Genomic DNA, 26571 nt, shown 5'->3' on the forward strand with positions numbered 1-26571 from the left:
GGCCGCCTACGACCCGGACATCCTCGAGGTGCTCGGTGATACGGGCCACGTCTTCCAACGCCTGGTAGGCGGCGTGTCGGCCTTGGAGGTCGCGACCGTCTCTACCGAGCGTCGGATCATCAAGATCCTCCTCGTGCAAGCACGAAATCACGGATCCGTTGAACAGCCTCATCCGCGTCCGGGCCACCCGTCCGCCTGACATCCCACGCCGCGATGACCGGATCGACGGTCGGCGTGTCGGTTCGTTGCGAACACGAGGCTGCGGTTGCCCAAATCGTTTGGTCGGCCGGAACGGTGAACGTGAGCGTGGCACGCGCATCAGTGGTCTGCGCGAAGCCAAGCTTGCCCAGGGCGATCCCCGACGTGGCGGAGATGACAGCACGCGTAGGCACACGCCACGGCGCCAACTGGTCAGCTGCGGAATCTCCAAAGACCAAAACTTGGACTCCAGCGGATGCGCCGGCGGCCACAACCGCATTCGACTGGTCAGTGACAGCATCCAGCCCGTACCAGTGTGTTGTGATTCCACCCGGGCCAGCGTACTCAGCCATGAACATCTCCCAGAGCGCTAAGCGATCTGTCGCCCTCCAACCAGAAGTTGATCGGACAATAAGGTGATCGAGTGCGCTGTTTGACTTGGACACCGCAGACTGCGTCACGCTGGTTTCTTTCGCCAGCTGGACTTGGGATCGAGGCTCCCCGTCGAGGAGGTACGAACGCATGATTGCCCAGCGACCCCACGGGTTGCGTCGACGACCAGACAAGGTGCCGATCGTCAACCGTTGCCGGGCCATCTCAGCTCACGGCCGATCGGTGCGTCTGGGCTCGCTGGAGGAAGGCTCGCGCTGCTGGGCGATCCAGGTTCGCACGTCGGAGATGGCAAACTTCAGATGCTTGCCGAACCGGTAGGCCGTGGGGCCTTTGCCGTGCACCCGCCAGTCGTAGACCATGGAGATGGGGATGCCCAGGTAGGCCGCCAGCTCGGCAACATCCATCAGAGGCTCGAGCCCCCAGTCGTCGGTGGGAGTCGAGGTTAGCTTGTCGTCGTGGATACTCATGCCCAGAAGGTGTGCACGACGATCCCGGACGATCGGGAGGTACCGAAACCGACGTCGGCGACTCGCACGGCGGGATCGAATCACCGGCTCTGGAACGCTGAAAGTGATGACGTAGTGATGACTTAGTTAAATCTTTAACCTAAAAAGTCCCGGAAACTCGTGAGTTTCCGGGACTTTTGGTGGGCTGTTCACGAAACACAGCAGGGCGCGGATCGTCGGTGACTGTGGAACTCATTTTCCTCCGCAGTCCCCATTCTTTTCCTCCAGCGCTGCCGGGGCACGATCTCTGGCTTGGTCAGATCGGATCGAGCGCGAAGCGCGGTTTCATTGGCCGCTCAGCGGTGTTGATGACCAATGCAGCTTGTTTGAGGTGGGATAGCGTGAGCGCTTCGTCCGCGGATCGAAGTCAGCATCCGTCGCGTTGATCACAATCGGTCGGGCACCCCCAGCAACCATGCCGGCCCGATTGGACCTGCCAAGTTGCTCGATCAGGCGCTGCCGGACCGGCTCGGTTACTTCGAAGAGGAGCTCATCCACAGTCTCCAAGAGTGCGAGGAAGCGGCTCACCAGTGGTGGTGGGAGCGTCTGAGATGTGGTCGCTGCTGTCACGTCTCTCACCCGCAGGGTGCCGGCGTCGAGGATTCCAACTGGGAAGGTTATTGCGAGCTCAGACTGGGAATGCGCAATTGTGGTGTTCCTGAATGCACCAATCAACCGGTGAAGGTCCTGGAGCTCGTCGGGAATCGATATGTGGTCGGTCAAAGGCTTTCGCACGTTCGAGGCGAAGAAAGTGCGGCAGTAGGCGAGAGCCGCGAAGCCGATCAGATACGCCGCCGCATCTCGAAGTGGGGAGTCCTCGTTGCCCTCGCTCGCAAGGGCGAGGGCATGACGAGCTTCGCTGAGATCGGCGCCATAGCTCGACAGTTCCACGAACAATCGGGCGTCCGCGGAATCTGGGATCATTTCGTACTCGAAGACTGTCTCTCCACCGTTGCTCATAAAGTCATCATCGCGGATGCAGTGAGCCGAACTTGGTTCAGGACCTCCGTGAAACGACAAGGTCGACCCTCTGAAGGCCGCTCAGTCACAAGGTGCTCCTAAGCAAGGGCATGAAGTGTCGTTTTCCAAGGTCGACGCTCTTGTGCGTCGCCGGACTCCGTTTAGCGAGGTCTGGACCGAGGCCCTGACCAACGGATGCGGCACCACCCCCAGGACCTCTACCTCCCGGTGCTCCTCGCCAACGTTCTTAAGGCCTGGGCACCGACGTAGCCCGTCGCGCCATTCTGAGGCGGCCACTCGCGGGCGTATGTCTCCCGACATTAGTGCGATCCGTTCGTGGCGGACCGAGAATCTCACTTGGCGTAACCGTTGGCGTTATCGTCGAATTCATGCAAAAGAAGCCAGCCCCGCAAAGTGCGGAACTGGCCTCTACCTGCTATTTCATCTGTCGGGCTGACAGGATTTGAACCTGCGACCCCTTGCAGAATCAGGGCGATTCTGGACGTGACTGAATGTCTCGGGAACTCGTGGTTTCCTGTGATTTTGCAGGGAACCGGGCGGTTCGCTTGATCTGATCTTACGCGGACATTGTCGGTCGGTCAGAGTTGATTCAGGTGGGTAAATGGTGGGCATCTGCGTGGAGGCGCATTAGAACGTGACACGAATTGCGGAATCCGGTTAATCGCTCGTTTCTGTGATGGAAGTGGTTTTTCATCCGCCGCGTTAGTAACCACGATGCAGCATTCGATCCCCGAAGCGACGCCCCGTCGTCAGTTCCAGATCTGATAAAATATTTGAATGAACTTCGTAGTAAAGCCGGAGCGCGAACTTTTGGGACATGTTGTAGCGTCTGCAATCAGAGACGAAATCTTAACCGGTGGGGTTCAACACGGAGAGCAGCTACGGCTTGCACCCTTGGCCGAAAAGCTGAACCTGAGCATCACGCCCGTACGTGAGGCACTTCTGTTGCTTGCCCAAGACGGTTGGGTCGTTCACGCTCCGAACCGGGGGTTTCGCGTTGCGCCAATTCGGCGGAACGATGTCCAAGACACCTACTTTATGTGGGCTACGGCAGAGGGAGAGCTCGCTGCTCGAGCGGCGGCTCGAGTCACGCCCGATGGAATTGATGTCCTCAGGGAGGTAGACCGTGCACTTCATCAGTTGGAGGACCACCGCAGCGCCCTCGCGCTTACCCTGAACGCCAAGTTGCACTCCGCGGTCCATGCCATGGCGGATGCTCCCAAGCTCCTTTGGTTCGCCGATTCAGCGCGGCGGTTGGTGCCGCTGCAATTTGACTCTGCGTTCCATGGCGTCCCGGGCTGGGAACAGGTCAACAGGCTTGGTCACACCACGATCATTGACCGAATCGAGTTGGGCGATGCAGAGGGTGCCCGATCTTCAATGCGGGACCACATTTTGGCCACCTGCAGTTTGCTGCTTGCCTGGTTGGACTCGCTCGCGTTCTGGCAGGAATGAACTGCTACGCACCGCGATGATAATGCGCAACTTCGCCCTTGGTATCCGCAAGCCGACTAGCCTCATTCCGCAATCTCGAGTGCTTTCAAATGTGACTTTAGGTCGAAGCTACTGTCGGCGATCTGCTCTGGACTAATTGGAAAGCCGTTGGTAAGGACCCGTCGAGCGGTCATGTGGTCTGCCGGACTGTTAACCGATTCGACCCCAACCAGAGCTGTATCGCGAAAACAGTAGATCGAGAACTTGTTTGCTTGCAGATTGCCGCGAAGGACAGACTTGTCGTGACCGTCGGTGATGCCAGCGATTTGCAGTTTGATGGGGCCTTGCTGCGACCAAAACCACGCGAGGCTGTCGTATATGGCGGGGTAGCCGGTGAGGGTCTTGGCAAGAGTCTTGGCCTGATCGGTCGCATTCTGCACAGATTCCAACCGGGTCATGGTCCCTGTCTGAGCGTGTGGGTACCGTGCACAGTCTCCGAGGGCGAAGACGTCTGGGTTGGATGTCTGGAGAGTCGCATTGACGATGATGCCGTTGTCGCTGTCGATCCCAGCGGCCGACGCCAGGTCGTCGTTGGGAATTACTCCCACGCCGACCAATACGAGATCTGCTGGATACTCCGTTCCGCTTGTCCCGATCGCGCTGGTTATACGTCCCCTTTCGTCACCTGCAAATGCTGAAATGCCCTCGCCTAATTTCATGGATATACCATTTCGGGTGTGAGCTTCGGTGAAGTAGCGGGACATCGGCTCTGACAGAACACGGCCCATCGGTCGGGGGCCGAATTCGAGCACGGTTACGTCCAGCCCGCGCTGGCGGGCGGCCGCGGCGAATTCCAGACCGATGAAGCCTGCGCCGACAACAACCGTTCGGGTAGCCTGAGCCAGTTCTTTGCGCAACAGTGTCGCATCGTCAAGGGTGCGCAGGTAGTGGATTCCCGCGAGTTTGGAGCCCTCGATCGTGAGGGTGCGGTTTCGCGCTCCAGTAGCGAAAACGAGACTCGTGTAACTTGTCGAAGTTTCATCGCTCAAGGTGACCGTTTTGGTGCCGAGATCGATGCTCGTGACGGAGACGCCCGGATAAAAGTCCACGGCGCGGTCGGCAAAGAAACGCTCCGCCCGCAGTGGCAAAGCAACAGCATCGGCTCCCTCGGCAATGAAATCTTTCGAAAGGGGCGGCCGCTGATAGGGCAAATGCGTCTCATTGGCGTAGAGCGTGATCGCGCCGATATAGCCCTCCGTTCGAAGCGAGTCACAGAGTTGAACGCCCGACTGGCCGCCTCCGATGATGATGATGTTCTCAGTCATTACTGCACCTGAGTGGGCGGTACGTCGACGGCGATCTCGTTCAGGGAAGTCGTGATCTTCAGCTGGCAGCCTAGGCGGGATCGCACGGCGTCGCGCGGCGACGCCGTAATTTCCAGCATCTCTTCTTCGTCATCGCTCATCTCCGGCAACAGGTCGAGGAACTCCTCGCGCACGTATACATGGCATGTCGCGCACATGGCCTGGCCGCCGCATTCACCGATAATGCCCTCGACACCATTGATCACGGCAGCGCGCATTACGGACGTACCGGCGACCGCCCTAATCAAATCGGAATGGCCATTTTCGTGGTGATAGGTAATCATTGACATTTTCGAGTCCCTACTTTTCTCGGCGGCCGGCGAGGATGCGTGCCGGATTCGTGACCATGATTTGGTGAATGGTTTCCTCGGCGATGCCCCGCTTGCGAATTTTTGGCAGGATGCGATCGGAAATATTGGCGTGGTGCCAGTTCGGCGCATTCTTTGTTCGCCACGACGGCGGGGTGTTGATGCTGAAGAACCCGGCGTCGTGGGACAGCGTCAGCTGCTCGGCGTAGCCCAGTTCGATGAGTGCGACGAGGGTGTCAACTCGAAGGTCATCGTTCAAAACTTGCTCCATGCCGAACCGGTCGAGACCGAGAGTGGATCCGTTGTCAAGGAGTTCACGCAGGTAGCTGATATCGGTGCTGTCACCGCAGTGCCCGATGACCACGTTTTCCAGTGGCACGCCGTTCTCGCGAAAGAAATTTTGCTGGTCGCGGCCCGTGTAGTGGGCGACGTGCGTATGGGTCGTGATCGTCACGCCGGTCTCGAGGTGAGCGATAGCGGCGCTGCGCATAACGCGTTCGACGTCGGTCGTGATGCCGAACTCGTCGGTGGCGACCTTGATCATGGCGGCCTTCACTCCGGTGTCGCCAACGCCGACTGTGATGTCGCGAATAAAGAATTCCTCGAGCGGTTCATCTCGCTCGACCATGCGCCCAGGGCCCGTGGTTTGGAAAAACGTCGGCAGGTCCTTGAAAGTGTAAAAGCCTGTCGCGACGACGATATTGAGATCTACCGCTGCAGCAACAGCTTGAATACGAGGAATAAAGCGACCGAGGCCGGGAACCGTCAGATCGACGATCGTCTCGATGCCCTTGGCATGGAGCGCATTTAGCCCGTCGATAGCCGTCTTCGTCGCCGCGTCCTCGTCCCACTCGGGATGGGGGTAGCTCTGCTCTAGCTCGGGGTTTTTTGTGAAGATGTGCTCGTGTGTGAGGGTGACACCGATGTCTTTGATCGGGATCGGGCCTCGGACTGTTTCAATCATTGTCATGATCTATCGCTCTCTATCTTTGGTGATGTGCTTATGAACCGGCCAGGACGGCGTCCAGGCGGTCGATCTTCGCAACGGCGGACCGAATCAGCATCGCGTCCATCGCGGCGGTGACCATGCCAAACCCGGCGGCACGCATGCTGCGGGGGTCGCCGCTGGTGCCGATAACGCGATCAGCCCGCACGCAGGCAAGCCGGATTCGCTCGATCGCTGCCAGTTGCCGCTCATCTGTGGTCTGTTCAAAGGCCAGGGGCGGGAATCCGAGACTGATGCCTAAGTCGGCGGGGCCGAGATAAATGCCGTCGACGCCGGGCGTCTGCACGATCTCATCAACATTTGCCAGTGCCTCGGAGGTCTCTATCATGACAAGACAGAGCACCTCACGATTCACCGCGGCCGGATCCGTGCCGAGGCCATATTTGGCGCGGATGGGTCCCCAACTTCGCCGACCTTGCGGAAAATAGCGGCATGCTGCGACGGCGAGCTGTGCCTCGGCTGCGTTGTTTACCATGGGCACGATGATGCCTTCGGCGCCAGCATCCAGCGCCTGCCCAATAAGGCCGGCATTGTTTTGGGCGACCCGCACCAGCGGTGTCGTCGAGCTACGAGCGATGGCACGTAGCATCTCGATCATCGTGTCCTGAGAAGTCAGACCGTGCTGCTGATCGATGTAGATGTAGTCGAACTCCGCCAGAGCGAACTCCTCGGCAATTTGGGCACTGCCCAACGCGCAGGACAGACCAACGACAGTCTCGCCGCGAAGTATTTTCGCTTTGAGTAAGTTAATGTTTCCCGCGGGGCTCACAGTTTGTACCACGCCCGGGCCGTCTCCGACATGAGTTTCGGTCTCATGGTCTCGGGCACCAGATCGAGAAGCTCGTCGATGCGGTCGTCGTGGCGGTGCGGGTAGTCGGTGGCAAACATCAGCAGGTCATCAGAGCCGAGCCAATCGATGATGCGCTGGGAGTGCTCCCGTGGCCCGAGGTCTGCCGGCGCCACGGAAAAACGTACGTGGTCGCGAATGATGTCCATCGGTAGCCGATCAACCCACGGCGTTTCTCGGCGCAAGCCCTTCCACTTCTTGTTCATACTCCACCCCCACATCGGTACCCAAGTGAAGCCACCCTCCATTACCGCGACGCGCAGCGTCGGGAACTTCTGGAACGTGCCCTCGAACACCATGCTGGTGAGTTGCGCCAGATACATTTGTGTCTCGGCCGCGTATTCTTCGGCGTACCAGGAGGCGTAGCCGGTGGGCGAGGGCGCGTCTTCTGACGTCCCACCCCATTGCAGACCGACGACCAAGTCGTTTCGGGTCGCGGCCTCGAAGATGGGGTAAAAGATGCGCTGCCCGTACAGGCGCTCGGACCGAACGGGCAGCATGACTTGCACGAAGCCCGGATGGGAGCCGACCCGATCGATCTCGGCAGCGGCCGCGCTGGGGTCTCGGGCCGGAATGACGAGGGATGCTGCGAGCCGCGGATCCTTATCAAGCCACTCCGCAATAATCCAGTCGTTCACCGCGCTCGCCAAGGCAGGAGCCCAATCGGGGTGCCGCAGCGAGTCAATCCCGTAGTAGCAGTTCAGAACCGCTCGATCAACCTGCCACGGGTCCAGGATGTCCTGTTGCAGCAACGACAACTGAGAAGCGGGCATCTGGTTGGCCGGGCGCCATTCCTCGCGAGCCGTTGTTGCGGCTCCCGGTGGGTAGCTCAGCCGCGGTCCGGTCGGGCCGTGCCATCCGCGCTCTTTGGTGCCCTCGACCCAGACTGGGTCGAGGTAGTTGAAGAGAGTCTCAATAGTGGGAACGTTGGCATGCACATCGCAGTCGATGACGGAACCCGTCCAGAACTGGCGTCTTTCGGTTTTCGCGAGGAGTGCGGTTGTCATGAGATGACTTCTTCCATTTTGTTAGTGGCGGCTGACGGAGAGCCGCAGGGGTGAAAAGCCGTGGCGTCATTCCGTACGAGGCCGGGAGCTTGAGGCACCGTGAACAGTACGATGTAGTCCGATTCCACGGCCACTTCGATCGTCTCTGCCTTGTAGGGCCCCTTGATCAGTCCGACAGCGCCGGCCTCGATCTGTTCGGCCACTTCGCTACCCGCCTCGACGCCCACCGAAAAGGGCCGAGCTTTTAGGTGCGCCGGATTCCAGAATGACTGACCGGTCTTGATATCAAACTCCCAGTTGTGCCAAGGGCAGGTGATGAGGTCCTTCGAATCGTCGAGAGTCATGTTGCCCGGGCCCGTCGAGGTGACCGCATTGACGAGCTGGCCTTTGACTAGCGGCCCTCCAAGGTGTGGGCAGCGATTGAGCACGGCATAGAACCTGTTCTTGATTCGAAAGATCCCGATCTCGCGACCCCCGAGGTCCACGATCATCCGTCCGCTCTCAGGGAACTCGTCGACGCGACCGACCACGTATTTCTGGTGCCGTTTGGTACGGCGGACATCCTGATTCATCTGCAGATTCGCTTTCTCATTGGCGTGTGGCAACGATGCGACCCAAAGGCCGTTCAGCTACCCACGTGGGGTCAAGGTGGTCGACCGATGGGCAGCCGAGCAGCCTCATGGTTCGAATCATTTCGGTGCGCAAAATCTCGAGGGTGTGGCTTACCCCGTACTCCCCGGCGATCGCGAGCCCCCAGGCTGGCTGGCGACCGATGAGAACTGCTTTGGCTCCGAGCGACAAAGCTTTCACGACATCACTGCCCCGTCGGATACCGCTGTCCAACATCACGACGACGTCGTCCCCGACGGCCTCAGCGATCTTGGGCAAAACGTTGATCGTGGCGGGGGCCCCGTCGAGCTGGCGACCGCCGTGGTTGGACACGATAATGCCGTCGACACCGATGCGTTTGGCTCGCTCGGCATCGGCCACGTTGAGGATACCTTTGACGATCAGTGGGCCATCCCAATTCGCGCGCATCCAGGTGATGTCCTCCCACGAGGGGGAGTGCGAGTCCTTGCCGACGCGCGTCATCTCGGTGAGCTCCATTGGCTTGCCGTCGACGGTGAGGTCGGCGGTGTTAGGTAGCTGAAAGGGCATGCCGTCGCGCATGAACCGGTAGACCCAGCCCGGCCGTGAGGCCATCTTTGGTGCCATCTTCACGACATTGGCTAGGTTGATGCTCATGTTGTAGCTGAAGCCGTTGCGAAAGTCTTTCTCTCGATTGCCTGCCACGCTCGTGTCGATGGTTGCGACGAGACCTTCGAAACCGGCGGCCTTGGCGCGATGGATGAGCGTCTTCATTGCCTCCTGATTGGAGAAACGGTAGGCCTGAAACCACTGCGGTCCAGGAGTCTGCGCAATCTCCTCGAGAGAAAAGCCCGATGCGGAGGTGGCCACGTGTGCGATTCCGGCTTTCGATGCGGCTGCCGCGATGCCGATGTCGCCATCTGGATGCACCAACCGCATGCCGCCGCAGGGTGCGGTCAGCACGGGCATCGACAGATCGAGGCCGAGCACCTTCGTTCGCAGAATTGGGTCTGCGATCCAGGTTCCACCGCGAGGCTCAAACGCGAGATCACGAAACGCTTGAGTATTCCATCCCAGAGTTACTTCGTCTTCCGCGCCGCCGTCTACGTAGTCAAAGATCGCCCGGGGAAGCTGCCTTCTCGCGACGCGTCGCGCATCGTCAGAGTTGCGAACACCCGATATGCGGCGCTGCGCCATCTTTTCGCTCAGTGTCGACATAGCGTTACGCGGCCGTCGGCGACGGCAATCCGCTGTTTTCCCGAAGCGGGATTCCGTAGAGCTTGCTCGCGTTTTCTCCAAGGATGCGGCGGCGACGGGCTTCGGGGAAGCTTTCCGGTACGGATTCGTAGGGGGAGTCGTAGTCCCAATGCGGATAGTCGGAGGAGAACATGAGGCGCTCGCCGAAACCGGACTCCTCGAAGATTCGAAAGACGTCCTCGGTCTGGTCGGGACGCTCCGGCTCTTCGAGAGGCTGGGTACTGAACCAGAAATGTTCCTTTAAATACTCGGACGGCTTGCGCTGTAGGTGACTCACCTCATCGCGCAGCATGCTCCAGGTGGCATCGAGACGCCAACTGAACGGGACGACCCAGTCCCAGCCCATCTCGAGGACAGCGACCTTGAGCTTCGGAAAGCGGTCGAAAACGCCCTCGAAGATCATGCTGGGAAGCATGGCCAAGGGCAGCACCCCGAATGCTGCGTGGGTCTCTGCGTAAAAGTTCTGCCGCCCGGCGCCCGTGGGCTGGCGCCCGAGGCCCGGAACATGGAACGAAATTGGGATGTCGTAGTTTTCGCAGGCCTCGAAGATCGGCCAGTAGCGCTGCTTACCGATCGGATCCTGGCCGGACGGGGAGATCAGTACCTGGACGAACTTGTCGCCAGATTCGCCCTCCTTACAGCGAATGATCTCTTTCTCACCACCGGGGATATCGCGCGCGACGGTCACGGAAGCGCGGAAGCGGTCATCTGCTCCGCACCAGGTCTCCGCTAGAGCATTGTTGTAGGCGCTGTACACCGACTTGGCCAAATTTTCGGGCATATTCGCCCCGCCGTTTGTGATGATGTAAGCCTGAGGGCACGTCAGTACGGCGGCGGTCATGTCGAACGGATCCAATACCTGTTCTACCGCGAGAAACGGGTCCAGGCCCACTCGGCCGTTGGTATCGATGGCGTCGAGTCGATGCGTGAACTCTCGCTGGGACGGGAAGACGCCGCCGCCCATGGCGCCTAGACCGTAGCGGCTGATGTAATCGCGCCACTGTTGTGGGATGTGCTTAGCGACCTGGGGGTCGGTGGGCAGGGGCATCGGGTGGAAGTCGACGTCGATCACACCGAGCTTTGATGCTGCCTGAGTTGCGGCCTGTGTTTGGAATTCTGTGATTGTCATGGTTCTCCTCTGCTCGTGAGAGCGTGAGTATCGGTTAAAGCTTTGACTTGTAGGTTTCTTTGGCCATGCGAACCCCAATGAGCGAGAGCAAGCTAATGGCGCACATAAAGATGGCAATAAAGATCGAATTCGGTGCTCCTCCAGACCACAAGAGGAGTGCAACGCAGAAGGCCGGCGTGAGTCCGCCACCGAGAGATCCGGCAATTTGATAGCCCATCGACGACCCGGTATATCGCAGGTGCGTGGGGAACAACTCGCCCAACCAGGCGGCTAGGGGGGCGTAGCACATGGCATGGGCGATGGCGGCGAAGGTCATCGCAAGATACATCCCGATCAGGCTGCCCTGATTCATCTGCTCAAAAAGAAAGAAGCCGCTGATCGACTGCAGCACGAGTCCCCAACCCACGACCTTCTTGCGGCCGATGGAATCGGACCAGGTCGCAAACACCGGCTGGCCGAGAAAGCCCACGGCCGCAGCGATCATTGTTGCCGTCAACATCTGGGCCGCGGTGAAGCCGACTTGAAGGCCATACGCCGTGGCAAAAGTAAGGTATACGGCGCTGGCCGCGAACGGTCCGATGACGAGCAGGATCGTGATGATGAGCATTCTGGGGTGACGGAATACCTCGATGATCGGGGCCTTCTGCTTAGCAATGGTCTCGCCGTTGCGCTCAGCGACGGCGGCCGCCAAAGCTGCCTTCTTTTGGGCAGCAACAAAGACAGGACTCTCACTCACTCCAAGTCGAATCCACATGCCGATCACAACCAACACGCCGGACAGGAGGAACGGTACTCGCCATCCCCAAGTCAGCAGGTCTTCATCCGGCAGGAGAGTCATAAGGGCGAATACGCCGCTGGCGAGGAGAATTCCACCGGTCAGCCCCATCTGCGGGAAGCTGCTCGAGAAGCCGCGCTTGTTGGGGGAATGCTCCATCGCCATGAGTACGGCGCCGCCCCATTCGCCGCCGCCAGCGAGACCCTGGATCAAGCGGAGAAATACCAGGAGGATGGGCGCCATTATGCCGATTTGCTCATGGGTAGGTAGGAGCCCCATGGCCGTTGTGCCGATACCCATGGCGATAATGGACAGTACGAGCATCTTTTTGCGGCCTATGCGATCGCCGAAGTGACCCCAGATGGCGCCACCTATGGGGCGGGCGAAGAAGCCAACCGCCAGTGTGGAGAAGGCAAGAAGCGTACCGATTGTGGAGTCGAATTCTGGGAAAAAGAGCCGACTGAAGACGATCGCGGAGGCAATGCCGTACAGGTAGAAGTCGTACCACTCGATGAGCGCGCCGATAAAGCTGGAGATCAGTACACGGCGACGTTCCTTAGGGGGAGTTACCGCGACATCCGGATCGATCTCGGAGTCGGTCTGGTTCAAGCCGGTCGACGGTAAGCCGCTCATTTGTGCCCCTTTGTCAGCCACTTCGGTGTGGCCTGCACAAACGCTAACATTTTATTTTTTATAAAACAATGCTCTACAGCGCAGAAGAATGGAGGTGTGAGCAGATGGCGACACCTTCAGCGTCGGCGGAGCGCTCGGAGCTCATGGTCGCACACGTGCAGATGGGACCGATCTGCACGTGCAGGCAACGAGCTAGTCACCAATGTCTTCAGGCTCGTCTGGACCGAGGGTCGACGCAATGCGCCTCGTCGCTTCTGTGGCCGACTCCAGCATCTGGTGGTCGCGGTCGCGGTCGTGGCTGACCACAGGCGAAAGTGAACCGAGCGTCGAGGGTATTCACGTCTCCGTCGATGGTGCCGTGGAGGCGCGGGCATGGAAGCACCGCGCGTCCGTTTACCGTACGGGAAGCGTCATCGCGCGCGCAGGTGAGGTTCCCCTATCGAGTTGCCGGGGGCTGGCAGCGCAGAACGGCAAGATTGCCGTCGACGGTGAATTCCCCCAGCGCGTGTGCCAGGAGCAACGTATCTCCAGCCGACAGCGGGATCGCTTGAGCCCCGGGTGCGGACGCTGTCACCATTCCGGTCCCGGACAATACGACCAGTACGCTGAACCCGGCGGCGAATGTCGTCGGAGCTGATACATCGACCCGGGATGCACGAAAATATTCTGCCGAGGAGTCTGCGAGCGTGTGATCACTAACCCCGCCCCGAACCACCAGCGCACTGATTTGCGCTGACGTCCAAGCACGTGTGTCCGTGGCATCAAGAGCAGCCCGGAAGCCGATTCCGAGGTGGCCGTCAGCGGGGCCATCGATGGCATAGTCCTGCCATTCAAGCAAGATAGATAGGTCCTCGGGTTGCTGTACCTCGATGAGGAAGATGCCGGCGCCGATTGCGTGCGGCATTCCCGGTGGCACGTAGATGCTGTCTCCAGCGTGAACCTCAACGGTGTGCATTGCCGCCAAGATCGCGGTAACGTTCTGGGCGTCCACCCAGCGGCCAAGTTCCTCTGCTTCGATCGCGCGTGTGAACCCGAGGTGCACGGTGCCGCCCTCGAGAATGTACCACGCTTCGGCTTTGCCATGTTGGGTGCCCACATGATTAAGGGCGAAGTCATCCGTGGGATGCACATGCACGGGCAGGCGCTCACCCGCGTCGAGTAGTTTCACGAGCAAGCGGGTGTCGGTGCCGAATGCGGCCACATGCTTTGGACCCAGCCAATGCTGTGGATGCTGCTCCACGGCATCGCGCAGCGTGGTTCCGTTCGCGAGGCGGCTGAGACCGACCCGAGCATCCCCGAAGAGGGTTGTGGTCGACCCGACCCAGTCTTCGGGAACGTGATCGCCTGTTGCTGCTTCGCTGTCAACGGAGCGGAAGCTGCGAATCTTATTACCGCCACGGTAGAACCGGTCGGCCGGCTGGTTGCTCTTGAGGTGCTCAAGCGTGGTCATTTTGGCTCCTTCTTGTCGGTCACTGGAAATTTTGAATGCCACGTGGGCAGAGTTCGGTCGAAAGTACGACGGTCACAGGGTCGAAGATCTCACCGCTGATGCGACGAAACAGCAGCTCGGCGCCTAACGTGCCGAGCGCTCGGTTGTCGTAGCGGAGAACCCGAAAGGGTCGGGGCATGAGCTCTGCAAGTTGGAAGTCGTCGAAGGCGACCAGGGCTTCCGTGCGTCGCTGTTCCCACAGGGTGCGCAGTGCTCCGATACTGGATCGGTTGTTTCCGCAGAAGAATGCAGTGGGCGGCACCGATAGGGATAGTAGGCGTTCCACTGCGATGCTGGCTTCCGCGGGGCCGCGCACGTTGGTGGACAGAAGCGTGTCATCCCAGGGGAGGCCTGCCGCAGCGAATGCGGCATGAATGCCCTCGACGCGTTGCCGCATGGTCGGCATGTTGAGCGTGTCGACGAGCACTCCGATGCGAGTATGTCCTTCGGATATCAGTGTCAAAGTGGCGTCGCGGGCGCCGGCATAGTTGTCGATGACCACGCTGTCAGCGTCGAGGCCGACCGGGTTGCGGTCAAGGAACACCATCGGGATGCCGAGGTCGATTTCGGATCGCAGGGCGGAATGGTTGCCGCCGGTCGGCACGATGAGGAGTCCATCGACCCGGCGCCGGCACAGGTCAAAGATGGCTTCCATCTCGTCTTCGGCATTTTCGCCGGAGTGCGCTGTGATGAGCTGAGTCTGGTGTGCCCTGGCCACCTCGGCAACGCCGGAGGCGATGGTGGCATAAAACTCGTTGCTTAGGTCCTTGATCAGGAGGCCGATCGTTGCGCTCGACGATCCCGAGCGCAGGGCGGAGGCCGCGAAGTTAGCGCGAAATCCGAGCTGCCCGGCCGCGTCGCGGACCCGGGCGGCCATGGCTACGTCGACGGTAGACACACCGTTAATGACGCGGGACACGGTTTTTAAACTCACTCCGGCGCTGCGAGCAACGTCGGCCATGGTGGGTCGACGCGGAAACGTGCCAAATGCCGTGGCGTCCATCAATCCTCCTGATTCTGGATGTCGGCTAATACACATATTCGACTAGACAACGTTGTCTCAGTGTATATAGTAAAGCTAGACAACGTTGTCCCGGCGACCGGGAGATTGTTCCATATGGGCGAAGCAGCCCGGATCGGTACGCGATGTGTGCATCTGCTTTGGTGCCAGGTGCAGCGTCATTACAAAGGAGTAGGAACCAATGAAGATTCTCAAGACTTTCGCGATGACAGGCACCCTGGCCATCGCCGCTTTCTCATTGACTGGATGCACGAATGAGATCGTCACGAGCGATTCCGGGGCTTCGAGCACCGAGGTGACTAGCGTCGGGCTTATGGTGCAGGACCTCGGCAATCCATTCTTCGCGTCGATGAACAATGGTGTGAAAGCTGCAGCCGAGGCACTCGGGGCTACATACACCGCGCAGGATGGTCGCCAGGACCTCGCGGTGCAGAACGATCAGATCGATGCGTTCATTCAGCAGGGCATTGACGTGCTGCTCATCAACGCCGTCGACTCGGAAGGCATTGGTCCGGCCGTGCAGCGTGCAAAGGACGCCGGCATCACCGTCGTCGCCGTCGATGTCGGTGCGAAGAATGCTGATGCCACCGTGACGACCGACAATGTTGAGGCTGGCCGTCTCTCCTGCGAGAGCCTGATCGAGCAGATCGGCGGAGCCGGCGAGATTCTCATCGTGGACGGAACTCCGACCACCTCGATCCAGGATCGGATGGCTGGTTGCGAGGAAGCACTCGCAGCTCATCCCGATGTAACCGTCGTGGGCACTCAGAATGGTGACAACGGTCGCGAGCGAGCCCTCACTCTGACAACCGACATGCTCACCGCTCACCCCGATGTGGTCGGAATCTTCGGTGTCAACGACCCGACCGCGCTCGGTGCCACCTTGGCGGCTCAGCAGGCTGGCAAGTCCGACATCGTGATTACCGGTGTCGACGGTTCGCCCGAAGCCGTCAAGGAGATGTCGTCAACATCGTCGATGTTCAAGGCGACGTCAGCGCAGGATCCGAACCTGCTGGGGGCCACCGCACTTGAGATGGCCGTGCAACTGCGCGCCGGCGACACTCTCGACAGCGACACCATCCTCGTGCCGAGCTCCATCGTCAACAGCGAGAACGTCGCAACCTATGAGGGTTGGGTTTAACCACTCAGCACGACGACGGTAGCCCACCCTGCCGTCGTCGCCCCTCTGGGCGAGACCTCAAATGATCATGACTGACCAGCAACTAAGGCTGCGGACTATGACACCACCACTACTGCGCATGACCGGCGTCAGCAAACGATTCGGCGGCGCGAAAGCGCTCGATAACGTGCACCTTGACCTGCGCGCCGGCGAGGTCCACGCATTGATGGGAGAAAACGGGGCCGGTAAGTCCACGCTCATGAAGATTCTCTCGGGCGTGTATACTCCGGATGCTGGAACGATTGAGATCAACGGGCAGGTCACGACCATCCAGAATCCGCGGGATGCCCTCGCCCAGGGAATCGCCATCATCCACCAGGAGCTGAATACAGTTCCCGAAATGACGATCGCGGAGAACTTGTCGCTGGGGCATGAGCCTACGCGGCACGGGGTCCTCGACCGGAAGGAGATGCGGCGCTCGGCCAGGGAGAAGCTGGACCGTATCGGCGTAGATATTTCCGTTGATGTGCCGCTGGGCCGACTCAGCGTCGGTATGCAGCAGCTGGTTGAAATCGCGAGGGCTGTGGCCGAAAACGCAAAGATCTTGGTTCTTGACGAGCCGACGGCATCGCTGTCTCAGAACGAAGCCGAGCGTCTCTTCACCCTGGTCGACGAAATGCGGGCACGCGGTATGGCTTTGGCATACATCAGCCACCGCATGGAAGAAGTGTGGCGGCTGTCAGATCGCATCACCGTGTTGCGTGACGGAAAATGGGTGAGTACGACAGCCCGCGAGGATGTCACACCTGCCCAAGTGGTGAACCACATGGTGGGGCGCGACGTGAATAACCTCTACGTGCACGAGAATCGCTCCGCCGGTGAAGTCGTGTTGGCCGTCAGCGAGCTTGGTAATGGCCGGGATGTTGGCCCCATGAACCTCGAGGTTCGTGCCGGTGAGGTCGTTTCGCTGGTCGGACTTGTTGGCGCAGGGCGCACCGAATTGGCGCGCATGATTTTCGGCGCCGATCGCGCGAAATCCGGCCAGGTGAGTATCGATGGCACGCCAATTTCGGTGCGTAGCCCGCGAGATGCAATTCGCCACCGCATCGGTTTGTTGCCAGAGAGCCGCAAGGAGCAGGCGCTGTTTTTGGACATGTCGATTCGCGATAACACCGTGATGAGCAGTATGGACAATTACGGTACGGGTGGAATTCTAAACCTGCGCGCGATTCGCGATGCCGTCGAGCGTGAGGTAGCGGCTCTCCGGGTGCGCAGCACGTCGATCAGTCAGAACGTTTCCGGTTTATCCGGCGGTAACCAACAGAAGGTCGTACTGTCGCGGTGGATTCTCGTACAGCCGAAAGTACTGATACTCGATGAGCCCACACGGGGCGTCGATATCGGTGCCAAACAGGAGATCTATCGCATCATTAATGACCTCACCCTGCAAGGAATGGCCATCCTGATGATTTCATCGGATCTGCCGGAAGCGCTCGGCATCAGCGATCGCGTGCTTGTCGTTCGCAACGGCCTCATCGCCAAGGAAATTAGTCGTGCGGAAGCGACAGAACAAAACGTCATGATGTACGCCACCGGTGTCGCCGCCGATGAGTACCGCATCGAAGAACAACGCACTGAGACACCCATCGCGGGGGAGAAAAAACGATGACCTTGACGGAGAAGACGGATCTGGAACCTTGGCGGTCCCCCAAGCGCGAGTCCGCTGTGGACGTAGCCAGTTTGTGGGACCGTTATGGCATCCTCGTGGTGCTGCTATTGCTCGTCGCCTTGATGAGCGTGATTGCACCGAACTTTCTGAGCGTGAATAACGGGCTAAATGTTGCCCGGGCGGTGTCGATAAACGCGATTCTTGCTGCCGGAATGACCCTAGTTATTCTTACGGGAGGCATTGATCTGTCCGTCGGGTCGGTCGTAGCCCTCACCGGCGTTAGCTCAGTGCTGCTTTGGACCGCGGGAGCCCCCGCCATCGTCGCGGTGGTCGGTGGCATGCTCGTGGGAGCAATCACAGGTCTCATCAATGGAACTCTTGTCGCGTATCTCGGGCTGCCTTCATTCATCATCACGCTCGGGGCGCTCACCTACATTCGAGGCTTTTCCTATTCGCTAACGGATGCCCAACCTCTCATCGCCAGCGACCTCGGCTATCGAGGTCTTGGTAATGGTGCTGTGGCCGGCATTCCGACCCCGGTTGTGATCATGCTTCTGGTCTACGTGATTCTCTGGTTCGTGTTGGAGAGGACGAGTTTCGGTCGGCACATCTACGCGATCGGTGGCAACCGCGAGGCGGCCCGTCTGGCGGGCATCAAGGTCAAATGGACCCTCGTGCGTGTCTACTTGATCATGGGCGCGTGTGCTGGACTGGCCGGAGTAATTTTCTCAGCCCGCGTCGAAAGCGGACAGCCCAAGGCCGGTGAAGGCTATGAACTGGACGCCATCGCCGCCGTCGTTCTTGGCGGAACGGCCCTCGCTGGCGGCCGCGGGCGCATTTGCGGAACCCTTGTGGGCGCGCTCATCATTGGCGTACTGAGCAATGGTCTGGTTCTGATGAACGTACCGTTCTTCTACCAGCTCATCGTGAAGGGGGCCGTGATCGTGCTCGCCGTCGGCATCGACGGGTTGAAAAACCTGAAGCGCACTTAGAGCCGTCGGCGACTTGTCGGAGCGGTGGACGGATGCAGCTAGTCAGCCTCGAATACCTTGTCCAAGATTGCGTCAAGTTTGAAATGAAAAGGTTCACAGACCGCACCGTTTCTGCTCCGTCCCGAGCCAGTCGTAATGTGAACATGGTGCCCGCGGTATCTCTGGACTCCCACCTGCGATAATGCTCGAGGCGGTGGACCCTGAGAGAGACAAAACCCTAGTTCGTCCCACCAATCAGCGCACCGCACCCACTGCACGCAGTCACACGGGAGACAAGGCCTCCTTCGCCGCCGGCGGTTTAGCCCACGAACGTTCGTACCATGCGACTGCCTGGTAGGTCCCAGAAAGCGTCAACCAGGTAATCGCGGCCGCGAGGAGCTCAGCGGATGCGTGCCCAAAGAAGTCTCCCCACACGAAGAGCGACGCCGTTAGGACATAGGCGGACAGGGGCAGGACATTTGCGGCCGCCCAAGCATCATCTTTCCACGTGAGATTCTCGGTGCCAGAACGACGTAGCTTCAGGTAGGCGCGGCCGTGACGGTATATGAGACATCCGCCAAGCGCGGCCGCAAGTACCACGAGTCCCGAGGCTGTAAACGAACCCCGGATTATGACCGCGATTGCGAACATCGCGCTGGCGGCAAGCTCGTACGTGACGGCGACTGAATCCCACTTAGCCACCAGGGTTGCATCGCTGTGAAGGGCATCGCTCTGAGTTGTGGGCATGAAGGCGTGGGGCACGATTTGTCGTGCAGCCAGGGTTACTGCGAAGACCGTGCCAGCGAATGCAGCAAGTCCTAAGAAATACGGCTCCCAATTCATGAGTGTCAACCTAGCGCACCCGACGTCGCGGTGGTGGGGTCATCTAACGGCGCAGCGAGCTGGGACCGTCGCCAAATCGGACCAGACGCGGCAGTTGACAGCATGTCCGTGGGCCAAGACTTCGATACGCCGGACTCTAGTCCTCGGCTTCAAGTGCGACCTGTTCCACCACGGTCATCACTGAAAGTCCCGTGGATTTCACCGCAGTCGCAAGCCAAGTGTTTGCCCCCACGAAGACCAGCCCGCTCGCGCCTTTCGGGTCGACTCGCAGGAGCTGAACCGGCGCTCCTCTCCGAGCACCTGCCAGAATCGCCGCTTTGGGATTATCGCTGAGGTGAACGTAGAGCCTCGACATCGGACGAAGTCCTGCGCGTGCCTCGAAAATCGAAGCCAAGCGGATCTTGTTCACCTCAACCGCGGTGAGCGCGTCGGGAATGTGCGGCTCGCGGTGCAGACGGGCCACGTGGTCCATGGGATTGGTCGGGAGGATCTCGTGCCTCACCGCCAGCTCGAGCGCCAGCCGCAGCACGACACGCGATTGCTTGGCGCGGCTGTAGGAGAGCTTCGCCATCTGCTTAATGAATTGGTCGCAGCGAACGACGCCGATTTCTCTAAGCGTGAGATATTGAAAAACGGGCAGTACGAGCGTGCGCATGTTGCGCTCATACAGATTGCGGGTGGTCTTGGAGATTCGACCTTCCGCGTCGATGTCGTCCAGCCAGTACTTCACCAGGTCAGGGAACGGGCTGTCTGGAGTCAGGTGACCGTTCGAGGGCTGCAGCAGGTTCCGCTCAGAGAGCTTGCCCTTTAAGGCTCGCTCAGCGGCCTTGGCCGTGTTCCCGGTGGCCTGCACCTGGCGGCCCTGACCGTCCCAGTCTCGATACATGGTGCGAGCCATGAACTGGCCCGACGGCATGATCCGCACGGTGATGTCACCGAACGTGCCGATCACTAGACGCGGCCGCGACATCAGCTCACCGCCGATCGGTGGCACTCGGCAGTACAGACGGCTCGCGCTGCTGGGCCATCCAAGCGCGCACGTCGGAGATGGCGAACTTGAGGTGTTTGCCGAACCGATATGCAGCGGGCCCTTTGCCGTGCACGCGCCAGTCGTAGACGGTGGAGATAGGGATGCCGAGGTAGTTCGCCAGTTCGGCGACATCCATCAGGGGCTCCAACGCCACGGGTGAGACAGAGACTGCTTCGTTTGTGTTCATATTCCGTAGGTGCACCAGGCGCACCTAGGTAATCAAAGACGACTAATACTGACCTGCGCACCTCGTACGGCAGGGCCGGTAAAAGGCGTCCAGAGACGGGTAAAACGTAGGTTTTCGATAGTGTGATCAATTCTTTAACCTAAAAAGTCCCGGAAACCCTTGAGTTTCCGGGACTTTTGGTGGGCTGTTCGCGAAACCCAACAGGGCGCGGATCGCGTGCCACCACGAGAGCCGTTTTCCTCCGCATCCCGCATCAATTTCCTCCACTTCTTACGATCGCCTCGAAAGGCACTCAAGACAGTCGCTGCTCTCCGTCAGGATTCCGGCATGCCAGAGTGCCCCCATTTGGTGGGGTTGGAGCCCGACTCGCGGGATAAATTCAGACCGAGCGAGTGTCTAGCAATTTCGGATGGGACCGTCCGCGGCCACCGACTTATGGTGCGGGTGCAGGTGCAGGACCCGCCGCAAATCGTCGACGTCCAGAACGACTTTTTCGAACCAAAGATGCTAGTCCCGGTGCGAGACCTGCGGCTAGTCCGGCGAACACGGCACCGGTGGCCAGAAAAGATTGTCCTATCGAATCCGCATTGCGGTCTTTCGTTACAATCGTAGACACTCCGGCCAAGTTGTCACCCGACCTGACGAATGTGTCTGACAGAAGGTCCTCTTGAACCGGATCTGTTTCAACGGTCGTTCTCACTATGGAACGTAGGATGATTGCGCAACCATCTAGGTTCGCAAACGCAAACCTTGCCCCCAGATCAATTGTTTGGTAGGTGGTTGTGCGGAGTGCAAATTTTTCCCCCCAGATGCTCGGAGAACTTACGGTGTTGTAGGCCCAATTTGTAGCCTCAATAGCTTTGGATTCGCCATGGAGAGAGACAAGGGGGCTAGCTTCACCCTCGGCGTGCGATACACAATATCCCCCTGCAAAACGGTCTGTGGGAAGCCCGGTGGGAATAGTGCCAGAAATGATCTGGCAATCCTCGCTAATGCCGGGAAGCTCCTCGCACTGTCTCGTCACCACGCGATAGCTCGACTCACTGAACTTCTTAAACTGGGCAAATCCCTTCAGTACGATGAGAAAATCACGTCCTGCGGATTCGGGCGGAAACCGAACGTCGATCGATGTGCGATCAAAGCCCTCGTCGGTGACGATTTCAACCCAAGCTTGCACTTCGTTTATCTTCTCAAACTCACCTACTTCGGGCATATCCGTACCCCAAGCAACGTCAATTGATCCGAAGCCGTCGGATGAAGCGATTGGGACGTTGAATGCTTGAGCTCCAAGGCTGGTAAAAGTAATCGCGCCGACTACACAGGCAACTAAAGCGATCACCAGCCAAACGACATGCCGAGGTCTGCTGGCGCCCGCAGCATGGTCCAGATCTCTGATAAGTGACAGTGCTTCGTTGGAGTTGCGTTGCGCACTTTCTGATATCAGAGTGAGTTGGTCGATCTTCGCTTCGAGACGCTCAAGTCGAAGTTGTGTCCGGGTCCGGGGCATACGCATGGCCGAAGCTTAGTGGGGCCAGTCAACTTGGGATTCGCGATCGCAAGAGCAGCAAACGATGGCATGCGCTGTCTCATGCCGGCGACAAAAATGAGACCGTCGTGGAAAGCCGTTTTTCCGTGACCTTCATCCCCGAGTCGGCAACGGGCGCCGCCACCGTTGGATTGCCGAGCAGCACGGTTAGTTTGCGCGCATGTGTAAGGACGCGGGTGAGACGCTCGTGCGGTTCTTGCCGTGACGCTCAACTGGGCAGCCGGGGTCTTCCTGCGTTGAGCGCCTACTCGTCTGCAGTCGGCAGCCCTGCTGGGAAGTCTGAGATCGTGGCCAGGAACGCACCAGAGACATAGTGCCCATCGTCGTCACCAAACAACTCGATCAGAACCGCGTCGCCATCTTGCTCGAGGACTCTGTACTGACCGCCAGCCTTGAACTCAAGCCCATCGTCATCCACGCCGTCGGTGTGGATGGTGAAGACCTCCTCGATCACCTCTGACCTGGCGCGTCGGTTGGCCAGGGTGGCCTTTGCAGCCTCGAAAAGCTTCTTGCCGCCAAACTCTCCGAGGCGGATCACGCCATAGCCTGCGGTGCCGACGACGGCCACACCAAGCGTGAGTGCCTTTGCTGGCCCACCCATCGCCTTCATGACGGTCGTCATCGTCTGATAAATGCCGAGGTTCCCCACGAGCACACCTCTCATCTCTGTCGTGCGAGTATATCGGCGCACCTGATCTCAGATTTCGGTGTCCTGCTAATTGTGCACAGATGGCCGCGCTGGGATTCCGGCGAGGTTCCCTTTGTAGGCTCCCGACCGTGTCGCGCTGGCAAGGAGCAGGGCTGGCGCCACAAATGTGAACGATCCCGACGAACCGACGTTGAGTAGCTCGTCTCCGAGGCTCATCCCGTCTGACAAGTCCTCATAGCCAGCTGACCCCCAGCTTGTTCGAACCACCCCGACATTCGATGGACCGATTCGCGGGCCGGTTAGCTCGACGACAGCCCAAGCTTGTCGAAGAACGCTCGGTTCCGTTCCGTCGCCGCGTTGACAAGTCGGTCGTAGCTCATCACCTCGATGTAGGCCTTGTACGGCTCGATGAAGCCGAAGTAGCCCATGCCGTCGTGCGTCATGGTCAGGCCGGACAACTTGCAACGATTCACCATCGTCGGCGTGAGGTCCGCAATGATGTAACAAAATGCCGGCGGGTCATCCGTCGATGGAATGGGGCGTCCGGTAGCGGTCTTCGCGGTACCTGCCCGAACGCGCGCGACGTACTCCAGGCATTGTTCTATGGGATTCTTCCCCTCAGTCGCATCGTTGCGCATTGGACGCTTGAGCTCCACAATGACGATGGACTGCAACGGCATCTTCTTGCCCTCGGCTGCGAGTACCGGCGCGTCTGGCCTGATGACGCGCGTCACGAGCACGTCGGGCCTGTTCATCGAATCATCCTCCGCGATGACGATGCTCTTGAACGTCTTGTCAGAGGCGAGGTAGTCATGGAATACGAGCCGCTCGTCAAGGATCCAGAGATTCGAGGCATCCGCCCCGACCTCGTTCGAGTCCTTCCGCATCGGGAAGAGCAGTTCATGGATCGACTCCTCCCGGGGATACTTGCCCTCGGCGTCGGACTGAATGAGCTTTTCGAGAATATGGAGAGTCGTCCGCCGCCGGGATACGTAGTTTGCCAGGTCTGACTGGTTGAACTCAGTCACCGTCTCGAGGTACTTGGCAAGGCGCTCGTCGTAGCCTTCAGGCTTGTCGCCGCTCGATTGAGCGAACACGGCCTGCCCCTCAGCCAACACCGCAGCCTCGATCTTCTGAACGTGCCTATGGAGTTCGAGCTCAAGGTCCTGATCTTTAATTCCTGGGTCGACCGTAATGCCGGAGGACTCGATGTACTTGATCAGCGGGCGATATTTTGGCGCTTTCGTGGTCACGAACTGATGAACCCGTTCCTTACCTGCTTGTTGGGCAGCCGACAGAGGTTCCAACAGCACCCGCGCGACTTCTTGGAAGACGCCTCGTCTGATGTCGTCGAGGGACGGCTCGCCGACCGGGTTTTCCCCGGGGATTCGCTCGGGCAGATCGAAGTCCGTGCGGTCGGAGCGAACGTGTTCGTCGAGGAAGTCTGATGTGAGGTAGCAGACATAGGTGAATTCGTCCGCATCCCCACCTGTCAGCCGGCCGTAGAGACCCGGCACCTTGCCGGAGATATTTTCGTCCTTCACGACGCGATTCGCGGCGCACCAATACAGCCGTGGCGTGGCGTTGCGGGCGGAGGTCTTGAGCCGCAAGTTGAGCATGTTGAACCTGTGCCCGTCAACCACGATCGACGAGGTCGTTTCAGAGTGCTCGAGCTCTCTTAGATAGCTCTGGAGAAGGACCGACACATCTCCGTCGGTCACGTATACGTCAGGCGCACCGCCTGGCCGAAGAAAGTACCAGATGCAGTGCTCGAACATCTCCCTTGCGATGGGCTTCGACCATCTTCGGGGCGCTCTGCTGAAAAGCCTTTTTGAAACCGTCGAGAATTACCGTGGAACCTGAGTCAGAGAAGCCGCTAGGAGCTCCGTCCTGCTCCACTTCGTGCGCTACCGAGAACTTGAACTGCCGCACCTGCAAGTCGTCGGCCTCGTCGTAATATGCGCTCCGGACCTCGATCCGGTCGAAGGCTTTGAGCCACAGTAGGCGCCCGACTCCACGACAACCCATACCCGCTTTGTAGTCGCTATCGAGCGTCTCGAACGAAACCATGTTCTGAGGAGTGAAGCCCACCCCGTCGTCCTGGATGCTGAACCCGGTAATAGGCTCCAGCGGCGCGCGGCCGGGGGTGGACGTCTCGAGATTGAATGCCGCCTGCTGCTCGCGGAGGATCCGTACCGTGAGACGCCCTCGTCCAAGTTCTTGGGCATGCCTGGCATCGATCGACTGGATGCCGTTTACCACGGCCTCGAACAGCGGCAGGAGGGCGTGAGTTTTCGGCAGCGTAGTGTTGCGTACCCGGCCCGCAAGCGACGTAGTTAGTGCCAAAGCGCATCCCCCTCAGATTCAACAATCGGAACTTTATTCGATCCCTACGACATCATGGGCGTCGACGTAGGCGCCCCGACGGGACGCGGCGATAACCGAAGCCTCTTTGCAGCGGGCGGTGATCTTCGCTACCTTGGTTTCGCGCTGACTGGACGCGCTTTGATCCTACTGCTCCCTCAACTCTCGCACCTCCTCGCGGCCATGGCTTTGGGGGCGCAGGCGCTCGGCTGATTTCACCACTTGCGACGGTCCTTGCCCTTCGCACACGACAGGCCGCCCCCTGCTTGAGTGGACACCACCAAGCCTCGCGTCAGTCCCCGTCGAATCGCCCTCGCCGGCTTTGCCTGATGTCTGACTGGGTCCCCACACGGCTCGAAGGCAACGAGACTGAGCTCGATCTGATCATGCAGGTTGGCGGCCAAATAAGGCTGCCGTGGAGACTCAATATTCATCTACCCGCGGAGAAGCGGCGGTTCCCGAACGAAGAAGAATAGTGCAGAGCCCGCACTACTATCTGGACTCGCGCTGGCCGGTCGTGATGCGAGTCGCTGTTTTTGTCACCATTTCGGTATGCCAGAGTGCCATGGATGCTGGGGCGGGAGGCCGACTCGCGGTTCTTGGGCAAGATCTCGGTACTCCGGCGGGAGTAGCACCGGGGCTTCGCGTGCGCTTGCGTCGAGGAGGTCCCACCGGTTCTCGTAGCGGCTCCAAACCGGGGCTAACACCCGCGCTCTTTCCACGGGGGCATTGCGTTTCCCCGGCTCCGCGGACGGGTCGGTGAGCCAGTTCATATGCGAGATCCACGCGGCTGCTGCGACATGGTCGCGGGGCACGACGAACGCGCGCGGTGACGTCACCAGATTGTCCGGGAGCATCACGAGCACAAACCATTCGCGGTCGGAAATCGAGGGCAGCTGAGCGTTGGGTCCCAGAGGCCAACTGACCTTGTCTCCAAGACCACGCGCAGCTTTTACCTGGACCTCGATCATCCGACGAACGCCTGTCGTTTGCACGGCGAGTATGTCCGTCCGCTCGAGACCATCGCGCGTGAGCGCGACGCCCCAGCCAAGGAGGGAGAGCGCCGCACAGGTCCAATGTTCACCGGCGGACTTGCTCATTTTGGTGTCTACCATGTTGGTCAGCATGGCAGGTTCCGCAGACCGGCTCCGACGGAACTGATCAGGCCCGGTTCACCTGCGCGAACGAATACCCCGCCCGACGACTCCCCGTCTCTCTTCGACCTCCGGTCCGCGGAAGCTACTGAAAGGTGAGTG

26 protein-coding genes are annotated in these 26571 nt (G+C 59.6%); 4 read left to right on the plus strand and 22 right to left on the minus strand.

All coding sequences use genetic code 11. From position 1 onward, the window contains the following. Positions 1–119 precede the first annotated feature (119 nt). The 3 genes from E3T27_RS04530 to E3T27_RS04540 form a co-directional block, all read right to left on the minus strand. Positions 120–551, minus strand: a complete 432-nt coding sequence (locus E3T27_RS04530) for a hypothetical protein (protein ID WP_134571721.1) — start codon at positions 549–551, stop codon at positions 120–122. A 249-nt stretch (positions 552–800) separates the two neighbouring features. Beyond that, positions 801–1058 (minus strand): helix-turn-helix domain-containing protein, encoded by a 258-nt coding sequence (locus E3T27_RS04535; RefSeq protein WP_241992117.1) that lies wholly within the window; start codon positions 1056–1058, stop codon positions 801–803. Positions 1059–1382: 324 nt separating this feature from the next. After that, entirely contained in the window at positions 1383–2057 is a 675-nt protein-coding gene (locus tag E3T27_RS04540) for a hypothetical protein (protein WP_166786095.1), read from the minus strand. A 798-nt stretch (positions 2058–2855) separates the two neighbouring features. On the opposite strand from E3T27_RS04540, the gene E3T27_RS04545 reads away from it, so the two are divergent. Next, positions 2856–3533 carry a GntR family transcriptional regulator gene (locus E3T27_RS04545; RefSeq protein ID WP_134571723.1) on the plus strand — a complete coding sequence of 226 codons (678 nt, stop codon included), beginning with the start codon at positions 2856–2858 and terminating at the stop codon, positions 3531–3533. A 62-nt stretch (positions 3534–3595) separates the two neighbouring features. Here the strand turns inward: E3T27_RS04545 and E3T27_RS04550 are convergent, their stop codons facing one another. From E3T27_RS04550 to E3T27_RS04600, 11 genes are all read right to left on the minus strand, one after another. Then, positions 3596–4837, minus strand: a complete 1242-nt coding sequence (locus E3T27_RS04550; protein WP_134571724.1) for an NAD(P)/FAD-dependent oxidoreductase — start codon at positions 4835–4837, stop codon at positions 3596–3598. Beyond that, positions 4837–5160 (minus strand): 2Fe-2S iron-sulfur cluster-binding protein, encoded by a 324-nt coding sequence (locus E3T27_RS04555; protein WP_338144889.1) that lies wholly within the window; start codon positions 5158–5160, stop codon positions 4837–4839. Before E3T27_RS04555 ends, E3T27_RS04550 begins: the two co-directional genes overlap by 1 nt. 16 nt (positions 5161–5176) lie before the next feature. Further along, positions 5177–6148: a phosphotriesterase family protein gene (locus E3T27_RS04560; protein WP_198416480.1), complete on the minus strand. Its 972-nt coding sequence runs from the start codon at positions 6146–6148 to the stop codon at positions 5177–5179. A 37-nt stretch (positions 6149–6185) separates the two neighbouring features. Further along, complete coding sequence (locus E3T27_RS04565; RefSeq protein ID WP_166786096.1) at positions 6186–6959, minus strand: HpcH/HpaI aldolase family protein; 774 nt, start codon at positions 6957–6959, stop codon at positions 6186–6188. Further along, a complete protein-coding gene (locus E3T27_RS04570; protein ID WP_134571728.1) occupies positions 6956–8044 on the minus strand; it encodes an amidohydrolase family protein in 1089 nt (362 codons plus the stop codon). Before E3T27_RS04570 ends, E3T27_RS04565 begins: the two co-directional genes overlap by 4 nt. After that, positions 8041–8616, minus strand: a complete 576-nt coding sequence (locus tag E3T27_RS04575; protein WP_134571729.1) for a Rieske (2Fe-2S) protein — start codon at positions 8614–8616, stop codon at positions 8041–8043. Before E3T27_RS04575 ends, E3T27_RS04570 begins: the two co-directional genes overlap by 4 nt. 16 nt (positions 8617–8632) lie before the next feature. Then, a complete protein-coding gene (locus E3T27_RS04580; protein ID WP_134571730.1) occupies positions 8633–9850 on the minus strand; it encodes an alpha-hydroxy acid oxidase in 1218 nt (405 codons plus the stop codon). A 4-nt stretch (positions 9851–9854) separates the two neighbouring features. Beyond that, positions 9855–11018 carry an amidohydrolase family protein gene (locus E3T27_RS04585; protein ID WP_134571731.1) on the minus strand — a complete coding sequence of 388 codons (1164 nt, stop codon included), beginning with the start codon at positions 11016–11018 and terminating at the stop codon, positions 9855–9857. 34 nt (positions 11019–11052) lie between these two features. Further along, on the minus strand, positions 11053–12402 hold the full coding sequence (locus E3T27_RS04590) for an MFS transporter (RefSeq protein WP_166786097.1): 1350 nt from the start codon (positions 12400–12402) through the stop codon (positions 11053–11055). Positions 12403–12862: 460 nt separating this feature from the next. Beyond that, entirely contained in the window at positions 12863–13876 is a 1014-nt protein-coding gene (locus tag E3T27_RS04595) for a class I mannose-6-phosphate isomerase (RefSeq protein WP_134571733.1), read from the minus strand. 19 nt (positions 13877–13895) lie between these two features. Beyond that, complete coding sequence (locus tag E3T27_RS04600) at positions 13896–14918, minus strand: LacI family DNA-binding transcriptional regulator (RefSeq protein ID WP_198416481.1); 1023 nt, start codon at positions 14916–14918, stop codon at positions 13896–13898. Positions 14919–15117: 199 nt separating this feature from the next. On the opposite strand from E3T27_RS04600, the gene E3T27_RS04605 reads away from it, so the two are divergent. From E3T27_RS04605 to E3T27_RS04615, 3 genes are all read left to right on the plus strand, one after another. Further along, positions 15118–16077: an ABC transporter substrate-binding protein gene (locus tag E3T27_RS04605; RefSeq protein WP_134571734.1), complete on the plus strand. Its 960-nt coding sequence runs from the start codon at positions 15118–15120 to the stop codon at positions 16075–16077. A 61-nt stretch (positions 16078–16138) separates the two neighbouring features. Next, on the plus strand, positions 16139–17725 hold the full coding sequence (locus E3T27_RS04610) for a sugar ABC transporter ATP-binding protein (RefSeq protein WP_198416482.1): 1587 nt from the start codon (positions 16139–16141) through the stop codon (positions 17723–17725). After that, complete coding sequence (locus E3T27_RS04615; RefSeq protein ID WP_134571735.1) at positions 17722–18717, plus strand: ABC transporter permease; 996 nt, start codon at positions 17722–17724, stop codon at positions 18715–18717. Before E3T27_RS04610 ends, E3T27_RS04615 begins: the two co-directional genes overlap by 4 nt. A 261-nt stretch (positions 18718–18978) precedes the next feature. Here E3T27_RS04615 and E3T27_RS04620 read toward each other — a convergent pair whose 3' ends face one another. From E3T27_RS04620 to E3T27_RS04650, 8 genes are all read right to left on the minus strand, one after another. Then, the gene (locus E3T27_RS04620) at positions 18979–19539 is read right to left on the minus strand and encodes a hypothetical protein (RefSeq protein WP_134571736.1); all 561 of its coding nucleotides are present in this window, start codon (positions 19537–19539) and stop codon (positions 18979–18981) included. A gap of 136 nt (positions 19540–19675) precedes the next feature. Further along, a complete protein-coding gene (locus E3T27_RS16770; protein WP_198416483.1) occupies positions 19676–20509 on the minus strand; it encodes a tyrosine-type recombinase/integrase in 834 nt (277 codons plus the stop codon). A gap of 4 nt (positions 20510–20513) precedes the next feature. Further along, complete coding sequence (locus E3T27_RS04630; RefSeq protein ID WP_241992118.1) at positions 20514–20756, minus strand: helix-turn-helix domain-containing protein; 243 nt, start codon at positions 20754–20756, stop codon at positions 20514–20516. A gap of 433 nt (positions 20757–21189) precedes the next feature. Continuing rightward, the gene (locus E3T27_RS04635; protein WP_134571737.1) at positions 21190–22269 is read right to left on the minus strand and encodes a hypothetical protein; all 1080 of its coding nucleotides are present in this window, start codon (positions 22267–22269) and stop codon (positions 21190–21192) included. A 277-nt stretch (positions 22270–22546) separates the two neighbouring features. Beyond that, positions 22547–22951: a hypothetical protein gene (locus E3T27_RS04640; protein WP_134571738.1), complete on the minus strand. Its 405-nt coding sequence runs from the start codon at positions 22949–22951 to the stop codon at positions 22547–22549. A gap of 299 nt (positions 22952–23250) precedes the next feature. Further along, the gene (locus E3T27_RS04645; protein WP_241992119.1) at positions 23251–24672 is read right to left on the minus strand and encodes a hypothetical protein; all 1422 of its coding nucleotides are present in this window, start codon (positions 24670–24672) and stop codon (positions 23251–23253) included. Between the two features lie 7 nt (positions 24673–24679). After that, positions 24680–25297 (minus strand): hypothetical protein, encoded by a 618-nt coding sequence (locus E3T27_RS16905; RefSeq protein ID WP_241992120.1) that lies wholly within the window; start codon positions 25295–25297, stop codon positions 24680–24682. Positions 25298–25854: 557 nt separating this feature from the next. Beyond that, positions 25855–26415: a hypothetical protein gene (locus E3T27_RS04650; protein ID WP_241992121.1), complete on the minus strand. Its 561-nt coding sequence runs from the start codon at positions 26413–26415 to the stop codon at positions 25855–25857. Positions 26416–26571: the final 156 nt, after the last annotated feature.

The organism is Cryobacterium lyxosi, from assembly GCF_004403345.1.
Classification (GTDB): Bacteria; Actinomycetota; Actinomycetes; order Actinomycetales; family Microbacteriaceae; genus Cryobacterium; species Cryobacterium lyxosi.

What these genes read in the sequence shown, in the direction of transcription:
- E3T27_RS04530 (WP_134571721.1), bottom strand. Translation starts at nt 551, where the DNA reads ATGGCTGAGTACGCTGGCCCGGGTGGAATCACAACACACTGGTACGGG.
- E3T27_RS04535 (WP_241992117.1), bottom strand. Translation starts at nt 1,058, where the DNA reads ATGAGTATCCACGACGACAAGCTAACCTCGACTCCCACCGACGACTGG.
- E3T27_RS04540 (WP_166786095.1), bottom strand. Translation starts at nt 2,057, where the DNA reads ATGAGCAACGGTGGAGAGACAGTCTTCGAGTACGAAATGATCCCAGAT.
- E3T27_RS04545 (WP_134571723.1), top strand. Translation starts at nt 2,856, where the DNA reads ATGAACTTCGTAGTAAAGCCGGAGCGCGAACTTTTGGGACATGTTGTA.
- E3T27_RS04550 (WP_134571724.1), bottom strand. Translation starts at nt 4,837, where the DNA reads ATGACTGAGAACATCATCATCATCGGAGGCGGCCAGTCGGGCGTTCAA.
- E3T27_RS04555 (WP_338144889.1), bottom strand. Translation starts at nt 5,160, where the DNA reads ATGATTACCTATCACCACGAAAATGGCCATTCCGATTTGATTAGGGCG.
- E3T27_RS04560 (WP_198416480.1), bottom strand. Translation starts at nt 6,148, where the DNA reads ATGATTGAAACAGTCCGAGGCCCGATCCCGATCAAAGACATCGGTGTC.
- E3T27_RS04570 (WP_134571728.1), bottom strand. Translation starts at nt 8,044, where the DNA reads ATGACAACCGCACTCCTCGCGAAAACCGAAAGACGCCAGTTCTGGACG.
- E3T27_RS04575 (WP_134571729.1), bottom strand. Translation starts at nt 8,616, where the DNA reads ATGAATCAGGATGTCCGCCGTACCAAACGGCACCAGAAATACGTGGTC.
- E3T27_RS04580 (WP_134571730.1), bottom strand. Translation starts at nt 9,850, where the DNA reads ATGTCGACACTGAGCGAAAAGATGGCGCAGCGCCGCATATCGGGTGTT.
- E3T27_RS04585 (WP_134571731.1), bottom strand. Translation starts at nt 11,018, where the DNA reads ATGACAATCACAGAATTCCAAACACAGGCCGCAACTCAGGCAGCATCA.
- E3T27_RS04595 (WP_134571733.1), bottom strand. Translation starts at nt 13,876, where the DNA reads ATGACCACGCTTGAGCACCTCAAGAGCAACCAGCCGGCCGACCGGTTC.
- E3T27_RS04600 (WP_198416481.1), bottom strand. Translation starts at nt 14,918, where the DNA reads ATGGACGCCACGGCATTTGGCACGTTTCCGCGTCGACCCACCATGGCC.
- E3T27_RS04605 (WP_134571734.1), top strand. Translation starts at nt 15,118, where the DNA reads ATGAAGATTCTCAAGACTTTCGCGATGACAGGCACCCTGGCCATCGCC.
- E3T27_RS04610 (WP_198416482.1), top strand. Translation starts at nt 16,139, where the DNA reads ATGATCATGACTGACCAGCAACTAAGGCTGCGGACTATGACACCACCA.
- E3T27_RS04615 (WP_134571735.1), top strand. Translation starts at nt 17,722, where the DNA reads ATGACCTTGACGGAGAAGACGGATCTGGAACCTTGGCGGTCCCCCAAG.
- E3T27_RS04620 (WP_134571736.1), bottom strand. Translation starts at nt 19,539, where the DNA reads ATGAATTGGGAGCCGTATTTCTTAGGACTTGCTGCATTCGCTGGCACG.
- E3T27_RS16770 (WP_198416483.1), bottom strand. Translation starts at nt 20,509, where the DNA reads ATGTCGCGGCCGCGTCTAGTGATCGGCACGTTCGGTGACATCACCGTG.
- E3T27_RS04630 (WP_241992118.1), bottom strand. Translation starts at nt 20,756, where the DNA reads ATGAACACAAACGAAGCAGTCTCTGTCTCACCCGTGGCGTTGGAGCCC.
- E3T27_RS04635 (WP_134571737.1), bottom strand. Translation starts at nt 22,269, where the DNA reads ATGCGTATGCCCCGGACCCGGACACAACTTCGACTTGAGCGTCTCGAA.
- E3T27_RS04650 (WP_241992121.1), bottom strand. Translation starts at nt 26,415, where the DNA reads ATGAGCAAGTCCGCCGGTGAACATTGGACCTGTGCGGCGCTCTCCCTC.